The sequence below is a fragment of the Thermogymnomonas acidicola JCM 13583 genome (assembly GCF_001316105.1).
Classification (GTDB): domain Archaea; phylum Thermoplasmatota; class Thermoplasmata; order Thermoplasmatales; family Thermoplasmataceae; genus Thermogymnomonas; species Thermogymnomonas acidicola.
On the sequence record NZ_BBCP01000001.1, the window covers coordinates 93,098 to 110,485 of the forward strand.

Consider the following 17,388-nt stretch of genomic DNA (forward strand, 5'->3'; position numbering starts at 1 on the left):
ATGGGCCGTGTGTACATTGTTGGCGCTGGGCCAGGTGACCCTGGACTCCTGACCATCAGGGCGGCCAGGGCGATAGCTTCCTCCAGTTACATTGTCTACGACAGGCTGATCAGCAGGGAGATAAGGGAAACTTTTCCGGCAGCCGCTAAATGTGTCTGCGTGGATGAACTGGGGGGGTTCATGGAATCCCTAGCATCGATGGTGGATTGGTCACGCTCCGGCACGGTGTGCAGGGTCAAGGCCGGTGACCCATTCATGTTCGGCAGGGGGGGTTGGGAGGAGGTCGAGTACCTGCACAGGAGTGGCGTGGAGTACGAGGTCATACCCGGCGTCTCATCTGTGAACGGTGCTGCGTGCTCCTCCATGATACCGCTGACCTACAGGGGGCTCTCCTCTTCGTTCGCTGTGACCACAGCCGTAACCTCCGGGGGCAGGGGTGCTGACCTGAGGCGCTTTGGCAGTTTCGATGGCACCCTGGTGGTCCTGATGTCAGGCAAGTCAGTGGCCAGGGTCTCCAGGGATCTCATGGATGGCGGCATGGACCCAGGCATGCCTGCGGCTGTGATCACGAGGGGCACTGAACCAGGCCAGGAGGTGCACCGTGGAACCCTGCGCACATTTGCCTCTACCGACCGCGAATATCCCTCGCCTTCAATGTTGGTTGTGGGCCCAACGGTATCTCTCTGGGGGTCACTGAATGGCGTACCTGCCACTGATGCTTGATGTCGGAGGTAGAAGGGCCGTCGTGTTCGGCCTCAACGCACTGACTGCACAGAGGATCAGGCAGCTGCTTGATGCCGGTGCAGTGGTGGACCTCTATGTGCCCGGAGTGGAAGGCGTGGGCTCTGTGGTTGAGGACGTAAGGGGGGGGCTGTTAGGGGGGGCGCGGCCATCGTCGTTGTGCACACCGGCAGGGCTGACCTGGACAGGGCCATAGCAGTGGTGTGCAGGGAGAAGGGGGGGATACCGTGCAACACCGTGGACAGCCTGGACGGCAGTGTGGTATTCCCGGCGGTGTCCAGGCACGGAAACCTCACCGTTTCGGTATCGACTGATGGCCTTGTTCCATCCCTATCCGTCCACATCAGGGACAGGATCGACAGTGAGGTGCAGGTGGCATCGAGGGCCCTGCCTGTCCTCGCCTTCACAAGGGAAAGGATCAGGGAGATGGGCCTCAATACCAGGCCTCTGATGCGTGACATCCTCTCGGACAGCCGGTTCTGGGCCATGGTCGAGGCGGGGGGGCGCTGGAAGATGCCAGGGAGTTCTGCATGGAGAGGGTCAGGCAGGTGCTACATGAACGTGGGAAAGGGAGCGCCCCTTGCCATGTTGGGCAAAGTTAATATGCCGTCTGGAAAATCAGCATGTGACCGGGGGCGCTTCGAAAGAGGCTGAGAGGCCGCATGCGGCCGACCCTTTGAACCTGATCCGGGTAATACCGGCGGAGGGAGTGTCTTTTGGAGCTGTTCCAGGTCAGGAGACTGTGGAATGGTGGAAAGAGAGGACATAGTGGAAGTGGATGAGGCACTGATAAGCCAGTGCATCCTTGAGGAGAGTTTGGAGTTCCTGAGGGACATAATAACTACCGACCTTGTAATCGTAGGTGCTGGGCCCTCAGGGCTCACGGCGTCCATCTATGCCTCCAGGGCAGGCCTGAAGACGGTGCTCATAGAGAGGAGGCTGAGTTTCGGCGGGGGGGGCATGGGTGGCGGAGCCATGCACCTGCCAACACTGGTCATAGAAGAGCCGGCCACGGAGATACTGGACGATATAGGCTGCAGGTACAAAAGGCGAGGGGGGGAGGGCGTGGCCACAGTAGACTCGTCTGAACTTATGATCAGGCTGGCCAACGCGGCCATAGACGCTGGCGTGCGGTTCCTTCACGGTGTCACAGTCGATGACATAGTGTTCAGGGAGGACGGTCCCAGGGTTGCGGGCGTTGCAATAGAGTGGACAGCATCGCAGATGCCTCGCTGCACACCGATCCCCTGTTCCTGAAAACATCAGCGGTTCTGGACGCAACGGGCCATGATGCAGAGATAGTGTCTGTGGCCTCAAGGAAGGTGCCGGAGCTCAACATACTGCCAGTGGGTGAGAAGTCTGCAAGTTCTTCGTCATCCGAGAGGCAGGTGGTGGAGAAGACTGGCAGGGTGGCACCGGGCCTATACTGTGCTGGCATGGCAGTGTCTGAGGTCCATGGCCTCCCTAGAATGGGGGGGCCCATATTCGGTGCGATGCTCCTCTCCGGCCGCAAGGCCGCCAGGATAATAATCAGGGACCTGAGGGGGGGTGAGTGAGTTGCCCTTCCGCATTGATGTACAGAGGAACGGCGTTGTCAGGTGCGAGAAGTGCGGCCGCACGGTGCCGAACGACAGGGCGATCTTCATAAGGACCTGCTGCAACAACAAGCCCAAGGCCTTCTGCAGCATGCAGTGCTACAGGGTCTGGGCCTCTGCGTGGCTCAGGAGGCAGGAGCAGATAGCCTGAACCCGTGGTTCCCTCATTTTTTAAGGCAAGCAGCGGGGGGGCGCCGGTGCCTGCAAGGGTTTACCGCTTCCCCGGCACCCGTGAGGAATATGTATACACAAAAGTAGATAGGCTTAAACACCGATAATCCCCACAGACATGGTCACTGTTAGAAACAAGTACACCGGTGAGGAGATAGCAGAAATAGAGGACACTGACCTGGCCGGGGGGGCGGAGGAGGCCCTGAGGGTAGCGGTGAGAGCCTTCAGGGAAGTCTCATCGATGCCAGCGTACAGGAGGAGGGACTGCCTCTACTCCGTGTCAGAATACCTGAGGTCCAGGGAGGTGGAGTTCGCCAGGACAATATCAATGGAGGCAGGGAAGCCCATCAGGTACGCCAGGAAGGAGGTCAGGAGGGCTGAGTTCACAATACGCTCATCGGGCGACGAGGCCATGAGGATACACGGCGAGACCGTGCCATTCGACGTGGAGCCGAGGGGGGGCGAGGGCAGGTTCGCCTACTTCGTCAGGGTGCCCATCGGCCCTGTCCTATCCATCACACCTTTCAACGACCCGCTGAACTTGTTGCGCACAAGGTGGGCCCCGCCCTGGCAGCCGGCAACTCCATAATAAACAAGCCAACTACCCTGGCACCCCTATCCTCCATCAGGCTGCAGGAGGCCTTCGGGCAGTCCGGGTTTCCGGATGGGGGCCTTCCAGAACGTCATAGCCGGTGGCTCATCCAATGCGGTGAAGTTCCTGCTCGGGAGCAGCGAGATCAAGAAGGTCACTTTCACCGGTGGGATCGAGGCAGCGAGGTCGCTCGTGAGGGCCGGGGGGGGATCAAGAAGTACTCCATGGAGCTGGGGAGCAACTCCCCCCCCGTCATAGTGTTCGATGGGTCGGCATGGAGGGAGCACCTGGACGACATAGTGGACGCAGCCTTCGAGTCCCAGGGCCAGAACTGCATCCACGCACAGAGGCTCCTCGTTGAGGAGAGCATAGCGGACGAATTCACCGACGCTCTGGTCGAGAGGGCCATGGGGGGGCTGAGGGTTGGAGATCCCCCTCGATGAGGACACGGACATAGGGCCCATGATAACCGAGGGCGAGGCAAGGAGGGTTGAGGAGTGGGTCATGGAGGCGGAGAAGATGGGCGCGCAGGCCCTCACCGGCGGGAGAAGGGAAGGGGGGGCCATATACATGCCGACAGTGCTTGTTGACGTCCCGAGGGAGGCCAGGGTGTGGAGAGACGAGGTATTCGGGCCTGTCACCGTTGTGGAGAGGTTCAGGGACGCTGATGAAGCGGTGGGCCTTGCCAATTCAGTACCGTACGGCCTCCAGGCTGGAGTTTTCACCTCTGACCTGGGCACGGCCATGAGGTTGGTCGAGAGGCTCGAATACGGCGCAGTGCTGATAAACGACACGTCAGACTTCAGGGTCGACACGATGCCATTCGGGGGCATGAAGATGAGTGGCATAGGCAGGGAGGGCGTGAGGTTCGCTGTTGAGGAGATGACCGAGATAAAGCTTGCAATATTCAGGAAGTGAACAATCACTCTGACCTGGATATGCTGACAAGGTCGGTGAGTGCTGCCTGAGCAGTCTCGATCTTGCCGGCCCCCCCAGGCCCCCCCATGCTGTATATCTTCCCGAGCGTGTCGGTCTCGATCTCAATGGCGTTCATCACGCCCTTCACGTGCCTGAGGACGTCTCCATCATCCAGCACCTGCGGCCTGACCCAGGCCTCGTCCCTGTCAGCGTACACGAGGAGCTTCGTCCCGGATGCCGCTTCCTCCGCTGTGATGTTCCTTATGCCCTCCACTCTGATCCTGTCCATGGGGGTGGTCCCAGCCGAAGACGCTGGATATTATGGCAGCCTTCGCCGCAGCGTCGAAGCCGTCCACATCGTTGGTGGGATCGGCCTCCGCGTAGCCCCCCCTGGACTGGGCCTCCTTCAGGGCATCACTGTAGCTCAGTCCCTCGGACATCCTGGTGAGTATGTAGTTCGTGGTGCCGTTCAGTATGCCCCCCTTACCCTCACTGGCCTGGCGCCGGGCAGGAGGTCGAGGATGTTGAATGACGGCGTTCCTGCCATTACGGTCCCCCCCTTGAACCTCACCTTCCTCCCGTTCTCGCTTGCAATGTGCATGAGCTCCCTGTACCTCAGGGCTATTGGGCCCTTGTTCGTTGTTATGACGTGCTTCCCGCTCTCCAGTGCAGCCTTCATGTAAGAGAAGGCCGGTTCAGCGTCCCTGTAGTTAACCCATGTGAACTCGCACACTATGTCCGCATCGGACGCCTTGATCCTTTCAACCACGTCCGATGAGGATATTGTCCTGTCAACGTTCCCCAGGTATTCCCTCACATGGCTTTCGTCCGTCATGTTAGTGTACCCGAACCTCATGTCCACGATCTCTGTGATCCTCGAGCCCTCCAGGCCCAGGGCCCTCCTCTTCGCGTTGAAGAGCTCGTAGAACCCCCCCTGACCGACGGTGCCGAAGCCTATGACCATTATCCTGTGTGTCCTGTGGGCCATCATGAAAACATGGATGATGGGCTATTCAAACTTGCGAACCGTACTGCCCTCACGGTCGCAGGGAATGGAAAGTGTGATGCATCATGCCCCCCCGCGGTGGAGAGGCCATATGAAGAGATGGGTGCCTGTGAATGCCCCATGCTGCCATGGCAGCATGGCACTCAAGCATTCCCCAAGCCTTTACCTCCCACAGGGGCCCTCCTCGCCAGGTCGAAGCGGTCAAGCATCATGACCCTGTTCCAGGCCGCGGCGAAGTCCCTCACGAACTTCTCCCTCCGTCCTTGCTCGCGTAGACCTCCGATACTGCCCTGAGCTCTGAGTGCGATCCGAAGACCAGGTCGACGCGCGAGGCCCTGTAGAGCAATTTTCCCGATCCGCACTCAATGCCCTCGAACTCAGTCCTGAGTTCGCTGGTTGGCCTCCATTCAATGCCCATGTCCAGGAGGTTCACGAAGAAGTCGTTGGTGAGCACTCCTGGCCTTGAGGTGAACACGCCCAGGCCCGAGTTCGCATGGACGGCGCCCAGCACCCTGATGCCACCAACGAGCACTGCCATCTCTGGCACCGAGAGTGTCAGGAGGTTCGCACGGTCAACCAGGAGGAACTCGTCGGGCACACCCTCCATGTACGAAGGGTCCCTGTAGTTCCTGAAGCCGTCAGCCCTGGGTTCCAGGACAGCAATGTTGTTCACGTCTGTCTGCTCCTGCCTGGCATCTGTCCTGCCCGGTACGAATGGAATGGATATGTTATACCCTGCAGCCCTGGCGGCTTCCTCCACAGCGACGTTCCCTGCCAGCACTATGAGGTCTGCCATGGATATCCTGATACCATTTTTCATCTGGCCGTTGAACTCATTCCTGACGCTTTCCAGGACACCGAGCACCCTGCAAGGTTCCCGGGCTCGTTCACCTCCCAGCTCCTCATGGGTTCCAGGCGTATCCTGGCCCCGTTGGCGCCTCCCCCCCTGTAGTCGCTGCCCCCTGAACGTGGCCGCTGAGGACCAGGCCGTGTACACCATGTCCCTGGTGCTGAGCCCGGAGTCAAGGATCTTCCTCCTGAGCTCCCTGACCTCCTCACTGCCAACAAGCCCATGGTCCACTTCCGGAACAGGGTCCTGCCATATCAGGTCCTCACGTGGCACCCAGGCCCCCCCAGGTACCTGGTCTTAGGCCCCATGTCCCTGTGGGTGAGCTTGAACCAGGCCCTGGCAAATGCCTCCTCGAACCTGTCCGGGTGCTCAAGGTAATACCTTGCGATCCTCTCGTAGTCCGGGTCGTACCTAATGGCGAGGTCTGTGACGAGCATCCTGGGCTTCCTCTTCCTGGACCGGTCATGGGCATACGGTATGCTCTCTTCCGCATCCTTCGCCACGAACTGCCAGGCCCCCCCTGCCGGGCTCTTTTCCAGTTCCCACTCGTATCTGAAGAGGTTCTGCAGGAAGCCCATGCTCCAGCTCGTCGGCGTCTCCGTCCACGTCACTTCAGGCCCGCCTGCAATCGTATCGTCCCCCCCTTGCCGCTGCCGTAGGAACTGACCCAGCCTATGCCCTGGTTCTCTATAGGTGCCGCCTCCGGTTCCGGGCCCAGGTGGCTAAGGGGCCCCCCCGCACCGTGTGTCTTTCCAAAGGAGTGCCCGCCGGCAATTAACGCGACCGTTTCCTCATCATCCATGGCCATCCTTGCGAACGTCTGCCTTATGTACTTCGCCGCCTCCCTCGGATCCGGCTTCCCGCCAGGCCCTTCCGGGTTAACGTATATGAGGCCCATGTGGTCCGCTGCCAGTGGCTCCATGAGGTCGCCCTCGCCAGTGTGCCTCTCATCTGAGAGCCACTTCCCCTCAGGCCCCCCAGTAAACGGAAAGATCCGGCTCGTACACATCAGTCCTGCCTCCGCCGAAGCCGAAGGTCTTGAACCCCCCCATGTCCTCCAGCGCAGTGTTGCCAGCAAGGACCATGAGGTCTCCCCCCCAGGACAGCTTCCTCCCGTACTTCTGCTTCACCGGCCACAGTATCCTCCTGGCACGGTCGAGGAGGACATTGTCGGGCCAGCTGTTCACCGGTGGGAACCTCTGCTGGGCATGGCCTGCGCCACCCCCCCTGCCGTCAGTCACCCTGTAGGTGCCCGCAGCATGCCATGCCATCCTTATGAAGAGCGGCCCGTAACTGCCGAAGTCGGCCGGCCACCATTCAACCGAGTGGTGCATGACCTTCACTATGTCCCTCCTGACCTCCTCCAGGTCGAGGCCCAGGAACTCCCTGGCGTAGTCCAGCTGGCCCCTGAACGGATCAGATTCAGTGGAGTTCTGCCTCAGGACCCTGAGGTCGAGCCTCTCCGGCCACCAGTCCTCCAGCCCCCCCCTCCCCCCCCTGTACTTACCCACTCCTCCTTCCATTGTAAATCAACTCTTAATAGATATAAGATAGTAGTTAATAATGATTACTAATTTGTATTGGATAAACTAAAAATTGGGTTAACTAAAAATGGCATGTGAGGGAAATAGCGGGGGGGACACCCGGGAGAACGTTTGGCATGCCCGGGCCCATGCAGCATTTCACTCCGGGCCCACTGCCTGGATCTCTACCCACACATGAGTTTGCTGGCCAGGCCAGTATGGTGGAGCACACAGGGGGCATTCCGCCTGGCATGCTGGAGCACTGGGGGCCTGCCGGTAGGTTCACCGCGAAAAATTCCGGAGGCGATAAGGGATGTAATCGCGGGATAACGAGTTGCCATGGAAACCACATGTAGTTCATGGGGGGGAGCGGCCAGGCAATATTTAAATACTGCCAGTTGCTAGCAGTGTGCATGGCAACGGAGAGCCTGCCAAGGGGGGGCGTCCTTGGCTTCTGGTCAATAGTCTTCCTTTCGGTTGTGGCCATCTTTCCTGGCAGCATTTACATAATCTCTTCCACAACCGCACTCACATTTGCCGGTGAGGCTGCCCCGCTCACCTTTGTCCTGGGGGGGACTGCACTCATGTTCTTCAACGTCATAGCGGTCTACATATTCTCCACAAAGGTCGTGAACGCGGGCGGCTTCTACAAATTCGTGCAGAAGGGCACGGGAAGTGCGGTGGCATCCCGGGCGGTTGCGTGGGACCAGTTCATAGCCCAGATGTGCCCTGTCATAATCTCGTCCACGGTCTTCGGGTGGCTCATACCCGTAACAGCCAGCACACTCTTCAACGTGACACTGCCTGCGTTCTTGCCCTTCCTTGCCAGCATCGCGGTCATAGTGTACGTGTTCCTGCTGAGCTACTTCGGCATCAGGCTCTCCGCACTGATAGCAATGGCTGTGGGTGCCGCCCAGTTCATCTTCATAACCGCAGCAGGGATAATAATAGTGGCACACACGCACTACAATACCCTCGGTGCATTCAACATATCCAACTCCAGCGGTGGGCTCAGCGGTTTCTTCATAGGCATGGTGACAGGGCCGCTCACCGCTTACATCGGCTATTCCGCAGTGGTGCACTTCAGTGAAGAGGCGAAGTTCTCAAAGGGCACTATGAAAAAGGCAATAGTTACGTCCATACTCATCGCGGGCGTCTTCGAAACATTCATGATGTACGCAATAACCGTGGGCGTTCCCAGGTCAGACCTCTCTTCTCTTGCTGGCACATACGCCCCCCCGGCCCTTATTGTGACCGACAGGTTTGCCGGCCTCGTGTTTGCGCTGGTGGTGCTGGTCATAGCCCTGCTGGGCCAGATCACATCGCCGCTGACATTCGGGAACGCTGCTGAGAGGATCCTCTACTCGCTCAGTAGGGACGGAATCCTGCCCGAATTCCTCTCTGAGATACACCCCAGGTACAGGAGCCCACACAAAGCGTCAATCGTAGTTCTCGCCTTCGCACTGGCTGCAATACTCCTGACACAGGTCCCCCCCCGTACTCCACTATGGAGTCCTGACCGGCTTTTTCTACGCAGTCGTGATATGGGCCACAGTCCTCACAGTCACGAACCTGATATACCACGTGGCAGTTAACCAGTCCCTTGCCTTCCTGACGCGCAGGCTCAGGGAGCTCAGCGTGGTGAAGCATATCGTTGGGCCAACCATCGGGTCTGCTTTCATAGTCATAATACTCTACTACACCTTCCTCGGGATAGCTTACCCGTTTGTGCTAGCCGCGCCGATAGTGGCCGTTTGGGACGCCATTGGCATTTATTTCGCGTACAGGAAACGCAAGGTGCCCCTGGGAGAGAGCGATGTGGAAACAGCAGCTGAACAGGCGGCATAGGGAGGGCAAAATTCAATCAGTGTTGCCAGGGGGGGCAATCTGTAACCTGGAAGGGAGTGAGAACCTGATAGTTGCAGGGGGGGCAGAGGGTGATTTCCTATACGATGAGGCCGGGAGGCGCTACATCAACTTCTCGGAGTCCACAAACATACTCGGGCACAGGAACCCGGAGGTAATGAGAATAATATCCGAATGCATGAAGCAGGGCTTCATACACTATCCTCTCACCGTCTCGTTTCCGAAGGTCGCTGAAGAGGTCGCTGGTGGCATTGAGGGGGGGCTGTCCGGGATGCCCGGGGGGGCTTCCTGCGTTTTCACTTCTTCCGGGTCGGAGGCATGCGACGCTGCCCTGTCTGTTATGTCAGGACTGGGCCCTGTGGTCACCGTGGAAGGAGGGTACCACGGGAACACCGGCCAGTTCATGAGGAAGAAGGAGACTGACAGGCTGAAATACGGGTCTGAATTTGAGATACCTTTCCCGCACGACGAATCTGTGCTGGGCGAAATGGAGGCCCTTGTAAGGAAAGGCGCGCGCTCGATCATTGTGGAACCGGTCCAGGCTGAGGGAGGCTTCAGGAAGGTCTACGATTCCTTCCTGAGGGACTCCGGAGGGACTTTTCCGATCTGGTGATCTGCGTGGATGAGTGCTACACCGGCTTCGGCAAGACTGGCCGCCCGTTCTCTTACCAGTGGTTCGGCATCAGGCCGGATATCCTCGTCATAGGTAAGGCCTTGGGTGGGGGGCCTGCCTGTCGGAATGGCTATATTCGATGGGCACATGAGAGAATCACCTGTACTGGGTGCATTCAGGAACGGGGCTTTCGGCTCTTCAGCCGGAAATGTCATGGCACTGCATGTTGCGCGGTATATCATATCAGTTGTTTCGGAACCCAGATTTCTGAGGGGGGGTGTAGAGAGCAGGTCACGTATCATTGACAGTTCAGGGGAGGCCCTGAAGAGGAGGCTGAGGGGGATGGGCCTGGTGAGGGGCTTAGGTCTCAGCAGCAGAAACGAGGCATCCCTCTTCCACGGTATGCTCATGGAAAGGGGGGGGTGTTTGCGACTCCCATGAGTGACGCTGTAAGGATATGCCCACCACTCACCGTAGGTGTGGAAAACCTGAGGGCCGGAATCGGGGGAGATGGAAGAGGCGCTGCAGGAGCTCGAACATTGAACGGTGCAACACTGTGGGCTACCCTGCAGAGGGCTTTGAGATTCTTTTCTAAAATGAAACGAGAACACGTGGGATTTCTGAATAGATGAAGATAAATTTGAACCTGTATGAGAGAAAAAATGTAGATCGGCCAAAACACTCTCAATCAGCGTAAGCACCCTAGTGTACAAATCCACTTTATCCTGGACGCTCTGCTAGGAGTAGCACACTTCATGAACGGTGAAACAAGTGTTCGGCCATGCTCAGCAGAGCACTTATTGCTTTGAGCCTCCCTTTAAAGCAAATCTCTAAACTGGAAGGCTGGATAAAAATATGGATACGGTGGTATGACATTTATATATAAATTATCTGAACTATCTCGCCTTTCTAACTGCAAGTACAGTGAGACCTGCTAGCAAAGCAAATATGGACATTGCGTACACCCCAGAGACGAATGAGCCTGTCAAAGTATCGAGGCCACCAACAACTATTGGCCCAACTATGCCTCCTAGGTTTCCCAGTGCGTTAATAAGTCCTATCGAAGCGGAAGCACTCTCCTGACAAGCGCTTCCTGCGGGATTGTCCAGAATGCAGGCAGGAAGGTAAATATTCCTATTGCCGAGATGGTGAACATTATAAATGATAGTGCCGGTATTCTTATGGTGAAGGCGCTGAGCGCAAGTCCAGCAAAGGCAACGAAGAATATGGTCGCGGTTAGCCTCTTCCTTATGCCCTTTCTATCCGAGTAGCGGGATATGAATATTAGGGCAATGGCCGCAACAACGTATGGTATGTCGGATAGAAAGCTTGATTCTGCCGCGGAGACGTGGGAGAAGGAGCTTATTATGGTAGGAAGCCAGATCGTGTAGCCGTAGAGTGCCGTCACCCCGAAGAAGTATACCAACACAAGTATGATCACATCTCTATCAACCAGGGCCTTCCTCCACGGTACCTTTGTGGGCTTTTCTTCCTGCTCTTCCTGCAGCCTTTTTATGAGTGCATCCCTATCTTCCTCGCTCATCCATCTTGCCTGTTCTGGAAAATCCGTGAGCACAAAGTAGAATATTGGTATGGAGACAAGTGCGAGTGCGCCCTCTATTATGAAGAGGTACCTCCAGCCAAGATAATTTCCATAGGCAGTGAACACGGATCCCGCTATGAGGCCTCCGAATATGCCTGCCACCGGTATTCCAGCGTTGAAGAAGCTGTTGGCAAGGCCTCTCTCCTCCTTGGTGAACCAGAGGGCAAGGAACAGCATTGTACCTGCATAGAAAGGCGCTTCTGCCAGGCCCAGAAGAAACCTTAGCAGGTAAACTTCAGGTACGTTCCTTACAAAGGATGTGGCTATGGTTATAACTCCCCATGCACCAAAGGCTATGGCGAATATTTTCCTAACGCCCATTCTGTTAACCTGTAGGTTGGTGAACACTTGTGGTATTGCGTATGCGACAAAGAAGAGTGCAGAGGCAACTCCCGCTATAAATGAAGCAGTTGATGGTGGGGGGGCGCCTATGTCCTGAAACATGCCTGCATCTATGGCATATGAAAGGTTTACTCTGTCGAGGAAGTTGACCACGTAAAGGTAGAAGAGCATGGGTGTGAGCCTCATGAGCCTCGTCCTGTAAGACCTTAGAGTCCCAGTGCTCCTCAAAGCCTCCATAATAATTACATGTCCTTAACTATATTTAAGTTTATAGCTTGATTTGAATAGAATATTTATGCCGAACTGTTTAAAATATATAAAGTTTCAAAATTAACCAGATTAGAAAATATTATCTGAGAGAACGAATTACATACTACCATGCAACGTGATATACAATAGTTTATTGGTGAACATGTTCTGACTTCTCAATTTATATAACGCAATCCATTGTATACATGTGATATTGAGAGTTACGCTACGACACATAGATTGCTGGAGCACGGTACTGTCCAGTTACGATGGGGGGGTCGTCGGTGAACTCCTGAATCAGAATATCGGTAATGATAGCCTGGTAGCAAGTGTTGTTTTCCACTCCTTAGTCTCAGGATCCAGCAGCACATGGGCATCTCTGGTCGGTGATCTGAAGTCGCATCCATCCATATACAAGATCAGACATGTTGAAACGATAGAGAGGGGGTAGGTCATTGCTGGTTCAGTTCGTTGCAACTAGAAACAAGGCAATGTCAGATCTTGTGGGGAGATTTGAGTGTCCAGCCTTCAGGGAGTACTTTCATAATGGGCTTGAAACGTGGGTCATACTCTCATGGGCAGATAACTGGAAAGCCCTGTTGGGAGAGATATCATCACTGGGAGAAGTGGCCAGAGTAGATACTTTTGACCAGAGGTTGCACTCACAATTCTTCTTTTCATCTTATACGGAACTTACTGGTGAGGAGAGGAAAATCATTGAATCAGCATTTCTGGCTGGATTTTACAGATATCCGAGAACCATAAAGTTAGAAGATCTGGCAATATCAACGGGTAAGTGCAAATCCGATCTCTCGAGAAGGCTCAGGAGAATAACCGGAAAGCTCATCGCACGTTATCTCCTCACAGAGAACATGCTGGGTGGCCTGAACCGTGAGGAGCAGGAAGAGAAGAGTGTGGCCAGATGATAGTGGTATCCGATGATCTCACGGGCGCTTCACTAATGGCGTCCATGTGCAGGGGGGGAAGGTATATTGTCTACCCGCTGGAAAATGTGGACGAATCTCATCTTAGGGAATCGTTCATCTCTGTGGATCTTGGCACGAGGGCCCTGGAGGCTGCAGAGGTAGAAGAGAAACTCGACATTTTTGAGCGTCTTCTGGGAGACTCTCCATGGACTTACAGGATGGACAGCAGCGGTAGGGATAACCTCACTGCATACCTGCGCAGGCTTGTCAAGAAGAGCAGAATAATGATAACATCAACGATACCAGAACTCGGAAGGTTCACACTGAACGGCGTCTCAGTGAGTGAAGATGGCAACATCGATCTAAGGGAAAGGGTGTTTCACCAAGCATGCAGGTTCCTGAGGGAGAGGGTTAAGATTGTGGATTCTAGGACTTGGGAAGATATAGATCGAATATCACAGTTGTGCAGGGAACTATCCTGCATTCCTGTGGATCCAGGACCTTTGATTTCAAGGTACCTGGGCAAATCTGGAACCGAACTGCCCATATCAGCAGACGTGGAGAGAGTCTGCTTGGTCATAGGAACTTACAGGCCTAAGACTGTGAAGCAGATTATTGCACTAAGATCTTCAATTTCAGATGGTTTCCTTAGGATCGGCGGGCATTCAGTGAAGGTGGACATAACATTCGAACCTCTTGAGAGGATGAAATCAAAAATTGATAGGGACTTCGTAGATCGTCTGGCTAACTATGACCTCATTGTTATCAGTGGTGGCTTAACCGCTGAGACTGTATTGGAAAAATCTGGTTATCACCACATCCTCTCCAGGCCAGCCGACGTAATCATGACTGGAGCGGGTACAGTGGTTGGTGGGAGACTCGATGGAAAGGAAGTTATACTCAAGGGAGGGATGGTGGGAGGCGAAGGAATTTATGTGGATCTTATCATGGGAGCAGTGTGTGGTTCACACGCCGTACGGCGTCTCTCCGATCCGTAATTCGTTATCTTGAACATGAAAGTGACTTTTCTGCAATCATCTATTGAGTTCGAATCGGGATCTGTTTGAAAGAGGAAACCTTTAAAGTGTAACAATTGACCGGAGGGCAATGGTTTATGGGGATATTTTCGTAAGTTCAAGCGGTCTTCGGAACTCAGGTCTTGATATATATAATATATTTCAGGAATATGTTCATACCAAAATGTATCTACTATTGTAGATATAATTGCGTATGCCTGGAAACGAAGGTGGCAACTCTGACAGGATACTGACATCTCTCGGCAACTACAGGGATTTCTATGAGCAGGTAAAAGCTTCAAGAATATGCATCGTGGGGGGGTACGGGAATCAGGGTAGATCCCAGGCTCTCAATCTGAGGGATTCTGGCTTCAATGTTGTGGTGGGCAACATTGATGACTCTTATGCAGAGATCGCTAGAAAGGATGGGTTCAGAGTTATGGGAATACAGGATGCTGTGAAGTTATCCGACATCATATTCTTCTTGATACCAGACGAGGTACAAGCATCTGTTTTTGAGAGCGATATCAGGCCGTCCCTCTCGAAGGGCAAGACCATAGTTTTCGCATCAGGATACAATTACTTTTACGGCTTTGTTAGCCCACCACCTGATGTTAACGTTATAATGATCGCGCCTAGGATGATCGGTTGGGGGGGTGTTAGAGATGTATATGTCAGGGGAATGGGATTTCCTGCCCTAGTGGCGGTGGGCCAAGATGCTGATGGAAGAGCCGAGGGAATAATGCTCTCGCTCTGTGAGGGCCTAGGAATTTTCAGATCTGGTGGATGTGCCGTCAGATCGTCGTTCAGGGAAGAGACCCTCGTTGACCTTCTGACAGAACACTCCTGGGCCGGAGCAATGCTCTTCCTCTTCCGAGCATACTACGATGTTGCTACTTCTCTAGGAGCATCACCTGAGGCGGTTATACTCGAGCTGTACGGATCTGGTGAGTTGGCGGAAATTGCAGAGTCCATGAGGAACATGGGTCTCTTCAAGCAGCTAAGGACGCACTCCACCACAAGTCAGTATGGTCAGCTGACAAGGGGACCACTCTACGTGACTGATGATGTCAGGAAAACGCTATACAACGAGGCTATCAAAATACTAAATGGGGAATTCGCAAGGGAGTGGCACCAGGAGCAGGTTTCGGGTGGAACTGTTCTTAGGATGTCTCTTCGCCTATCATCTGAACACCCGATGGAGAGGGAGGAAGAAAGGCTTTACAGGATCCTGGGGGGGAGGGAAGGAAATTGAGCATATCCGTTTTTGGTTCCGAAGAGTTCGATGTCATCGACCTCACTAACACGATTTACAGCGGGATGCCTGTGTGGCCTGGCCACTCACAGCTTGTCGTTGAGGATCTCAAACTACTCACTGTGGACGGTTATGCTGTCAAGAAGATATCCATGAACACGCACATAGGCACTCACATAGACACCGAGGCCCACATGGTTGAGAATGGCCGGACGCTGGACAGGTACCCCCATTGAAACATATTTCGGGCGAACACTGGTAGTTGATGTGAGCTCAACTCCAGCAGGGAAACCAATACCTCTTGATACTGTAAGAAAGCATTTGGAACAGAAGAAGGGATCGGAGATACTTCTGCTTCACACGGGGGGGCACTCTCTCAGAAGGGGGGGAAACAACTCCAGGTACCTTTTTGAGTGGCCCTATGTGGACTTGGATCTGGCACAGTACCTGTCCACTAAAGGTCTGAAGGCAGTTGGAACCGATGGACTGAGCATAGCCGGCTGGGGGGGAGGCTCCGTTCCTGGACACGGACCGATAACGTCCACTGCCAGGGAGGTTCATCAGACACTCCTGAGGATGGGCACAATCATAATTGAGGAACTCACAAACCTTGACAAACTCCTCCAGGGGGGGAAAGAGTTCGCCGATGTTTACACCATCTTCCTGCCTCTTAGGATCGATGGCTCTGACGGAAGTCCTGTAAGGGCCGTTGCTTTGAAAAGGAGGGATTAGATGGCCGAGGTTCAGTACAGGGGGGGAGAATACGAGGAGAAGGTTAATGCTGAGAAGGCAGTTTGGGGGGGAACCAGAGGAAAAAAATATGGAGTGTACCTTTTCGCAATAGCGCTCCTCGGGTGGGCACTGGCATCGTACAACTACAACCTTCTAACCGTGGCCTATCCTGTTGTGGAAAAGGCTCTTCACCTAACCGCAGCTGAGGTTGGGGAAACTGGCACGGTGATCAGTCTGGTCTCGATCTTCGTGCCCATAGCAGTTGGTTACTGGATGGATGCCAGGGGAAGAAGGATCATGTGGATGACCGTGCTCGCTATATCAGCAGTTTTCACGGCGCTGACTGCAATTGCATCTAACTTTGCTGAACTTGTATTCTTCAGGTCAGTGGCATCAGCGTTCGGCCTCTCCGAGCTCGGTGTTTCTGTCACAATAGTTAACGAATCCCTTGGCCCCAAGAGCAGAGGCTGGCTCTATTCATGGGTTCAAGGCGGATGGCCACTGGGTGTTTTCATAGCATCCGGAATATATCTCGCAACGATCTCCTTCGGCTTCAGGGTAGTCTTTGCCATAGGTGCCATACCTCTCATAGCCGTTTTCATTGGAAGATACTGGATCAAGGATCCAGAGAGGTACGAGAACCTGAAAAAGATAAGGGAACTCCTGAAGAAGGGAGTTCCGAAAAGTCAGATTGCAGGAATAGAGGAGTTTGAGGCGGATCTGGACGAATCACAGAAGGTGACATTCAGGCAAATATTCGCAACGCCTGGCTATGTCAGGCGCCAGCTGATCAAGGTCATGGTCACATGGTTTTTCTACGCATCGTCCTGGATGCTTCCTAACGTTTTCATTTCAGCCTTCCTCGTAAACTTCTACGGTTGGTCATCAAGCTATGTTGCCCTCCTGCTGCTTATTTCTGGTGGCCTCGGCTTTTTCTTTTATCCCCCCCTGGGAGGATACCTTGGAGAAAAGTTTGGTCGGAAATATGTGCTTATAGGCTCTGCAGCTTTCACACCACTGCTGGCAGGCTTGTTTATCCTGAATGTCCACAACGTACTGGTTGCATCGATACTCTATTTCTTCATATACCAGGTTACTAATGGTACATGGTCCGGTGTGGGCTACACTTACTGGGCCGAAAGCTTTCCCACTAGGGTGAGGGGCACCGTCATGGGCTTCCTCACCGGATGGTTCAACTTTTCCAACTTTGCAGGTAGCCTGATATACACGGCCCTAGTTATAGTATTCGTGCATTCGCCCATACTCATCTGGGTGATTCTCGGTGTAATACTGTCCGCTGGTGAACTGAGCTCCATAGCGCTTAGAAACATAAAACCTGGAAGTACGCTGGAGGAGATCGCTGTGTAAACTGTAATTCAATAGGCTGGTG

Annotated in this window: 17 protein-coding genes, 4 pseudogenes and 1 riboswitch; of the genes and pseudogenes, 18 read left to right on the forward strand and 3 right to left on the reverse strand. The window is 54.5% G+C overall.

The window, feature by feature from the left end:
- From JCM13583_RS00700 to JCM13583_RS11620, 8 genes and pseudogenes are all read left to right on the forward strand, one after another.
- A complete protein-coding gene (locus JCM13583_RS00700; RefSeq protein WP_075056299.1) occupies positions 1-723 on the forward strand; it encodes a uroporphyrinogen-III C-methyltransferase in 723 nt (240 codons plus the stop codon).
- A complete protein-coding gene (locus JCM13583_RS00705; protein WP_162509115.1) occupies positions 698-937 on the forward strand; it encodes a hypothetical protein in 240 nt (79 codons plus the stop codon). The genes JCM13583_RS00700 and JCM13583_RS00705 overlap by 26 nt, the downstream gene beginning before the upstream one ends.
- Entirely contained in the window at positions 901-1,395 is a 495-nt protein-coding gene (locus JCM13583_RS11605; RefSeq protein WP_162509116.1) for a hypothetical protein, read from the forward strand. The genes JCM13583_RS00705 and JCM13583_RS11605 overlap by 37 nt, the downstream gene beginning before the upstream one ends.
- A riboswitch (TPP riboswitch) is annotated at positions 1,363-1,468 on the forward strand. Its footprint overlaps the gene before it by 33 nt.
- Positions 1,469-1,488: 20 nt before the next feature.
- Positions 1,489-2,297, forward strand: a pseudogene (locus JCM13583_RS00710) (thiazole biosynthesis protein).
- A 1-nt stretch (position 2,298) separates the two neighbouring features.
- Positions 2,299-2,487, forward strand: coding sequence for a hypothetical protein (locus JCM13583_RS00715; RefSeq protein ID WP_075056301.1), 189 nt, complete (start codon positions 2,299-2,301; stop codon positions 2,485-2,487).
- Positions 2,488-2,625: 138 nt separating this feature from the next.
- On the forward strand, positions 2,626-3,096 hold the full coding sequence (locus JCM13583_RS11610) for an aldehyde dehydrogenase family protein (protein ID WP_162509118.1): 471 nt from the start codon (positions 2,626-2,628) through the stop codon (positions 3,094-3,096).
- Positions 3,063-3,542: an aldehyde dehydrogenase family protein gene (locus JCM13583_RS11615; protein ID WP_162509203.1), complete on the forward strand. Its 480-nt coding sequence runs from the start codon at positions 3,063-3,065 to the stop codon at positions 3,540-3,542. Before JCM13583_RS11610 ends, JCM13583_RS11615 begins: the two co-directional genes overlap by 34 nt.
- Positions 3,523-4,017 carry an aldehyde dehydrogenase family protein gene (locus tag JCM13583_RS11620; RefSeq protein ID WP_162509119.1) on the forward strand — a complete coding sequence of 165 codons (495 nt, stop codon included), beginning with the start codon at positions 3,523-3,525 and terminating at the stop codon, positions 4,015-4,017. The genes JCM13583_RS11615 and JCM13583_RS11620 overlap by 20 nt, the downstream gene beginning before the upstream one ends.
- Positions 4,018-4,021: 4 nt before the next feature.
- Here JCM13583_RS11620 and JCM13583_RS00725 read toward each other — a convergent pair.
- Both JCM13583_RS00725 and katG read right to left on the reverse strand, forming a co-directional pair.
- Positions 4,022-5,005: pseudogene (locus JCM13583_RS00725) on the reverse strand (homoserine dehydrogenase).
- Between the two features lie 161 nt (positions 5,006-5,166).
- Positions 5,167-7,396 (reverse strand): annotated as a pseudogene (gene katG / locus JCM13583_RS00730) (catalase/peroxidase HPI).
- A 413-nt stretch (positions 7,397-7,809) separates the two neighbouring features.
- On the opposite strand from katG, the gene JCM13583_RS00735 reads away from it, so the two are divergent.
- Genes JCM13583_RS00735 through JCM13583_RS00750 form a run of 4 tightly spaced genes read left to right on the forward strand, consistent with a single transcriptional unit; the run spans position 7,810 to position 10,180 of the window.
- Positions 7,810-8,991 carry an APC family permease gene (locus JCM13583_RS00735; RefSeq protein WP_075056302.1) on the forward strand — a complete coding sequence of 394 codons (1,182 nt, stop codon included), beginning with the start codon at positions 7,810-7,812 and terminating at the stop codon, positions 8,989-8,991.
- Positions 8,936-9,244: a hypothetical protein gene (locus JCM13583_RS00740; protein WP_171823308.1), complete on the forward strand. Its 309-nt coding sequence runs from the start codon at positions 8,936-8,938 to the stop codon at positions 9,242-9,244. The genes JCM13583_RS00735 and JCM13583_RS00740 overlap by 56 nt, the downstream gene beginning before the upstream one ends.
- Before the next feature lie 19 nt (positions 9,245-9,263).
- Positions 9,264-9,875, forward strand: coding sequence for an aminotransferase class III-fold pyridoxal phosphate-dependent enzyme (locus JCM13583_RS00745; RefSeq protein ID WP_171823309.1), 612 nt, complete (start codon positions 9,264-9,266; stop codon positions 9,873-9,875).
- A gap of 5 nt (positions 9,876-9,880) precedes the next feature.
- Positions 9,881-10,180, forward strand: a complete 300-nt coding sequence (locus tag JCM13583_RS00750; protein ID WP_171823310.1) for an aminotransferase class III-fold pyridoxal phosphate-dependent enzyme — start codon at positions 9,881-9,883, stop codon at positions 10,178-10,180.
- A gap of 591 nt (positions 10,181-10,771) precedes the next feature.
- Here JCM13583_RS00750 and JCM13583_RS00755 read toward each other — a convergent pair.
- Positions 10,772-12,057, reverse strand: a pseudogene (locus JCM13583_RS00755) (MFS transporter).
- Between the two features lie 467 nt (positions 12,058-12,524).
- Here JCM13583_RS00755 and JCM13583_RS00760 point away from each other — a divergent pair.
- From JCM13583_RS00760 to JCM13583_RS00785, 6 genes are all read left to right on the forward strand, one after another.
- Positions 12,525-12,995: a helix-turn-helix domain-containing protein gene (locus JCM13583_RS00760; RefSeq protein WP_075056306.1), complete on the forward strand. Its 471-nt coding sequence runs from the start codon at positions 12,525-12,527 to the stop codon at positions 12,993-12,995.
- Positions 12,992-13,993: a hypothetical protein gene (locus JCM13583_RS00765; RefSeq protein WP_075056307.1), complete on the forward strand. Its 1,002-nt coding sequence runs from the start codon at positions 12,992-12,994 to the stop codon at positions 13,991-13,993. The genes JCM13583_RS00760 and JCM13583_RS00765 overlap by 4 nt, the downstream gene beginning before the upstream one ends.
- A gap of 232 nt (positions 13,994-14,225) precedes the next feature.
- Complete coding sequence (locus JCM13583_RS00770) at positions 14,226-15,266, forward strand: NAD(P)-binding domain-containing protein (protein ID WP_162509123.1); 1,041 nt, start codon at positions 14,226-14,228, stop codon at positions 15,264-15,266.
- The gene (locus JCM13583_RS00775) at positions 15,263-15,502 is read left to right on the forward strand and encodes a cyclase family protein (RefSeq protein WP_075056308.1); all 240 of its coding nucleotides are present in this window, start codon (positions 15,263-15,265) and stop codon (positions 15,500-15,502) included. The genes JCM13583_RS00770 and JCM13583_RS00775 overlap by 4 nt, the downstream gene beginning before the upstream one ends.
- Positions 15,471-15,998 (forward strand): cyclase family protein, encoded by a 528-nt coding sequence (locus tag JCM13583_RS00780; protein WP_075056309.1) that lies wholly within the window; start codon positions 15,471-15,473, stop codon positions 15,996-15,998. Before JCM13583_RS00775 ends, JCM13583_RS00780 begins: the two co-directional genes overlap by 32 nt.
- Complete coding sequence (locus tag JCM13583_RS00785) at positions 15,999-17,366, forward strand: MFS transporter (protein ID WP_075056310.1); 1,368 nt, start codon at positions 15,999-16,001, stop codon at positions 17,364-17,366.
- Positions 17,367-17,388: the final 22 nt, after the last annotated feature.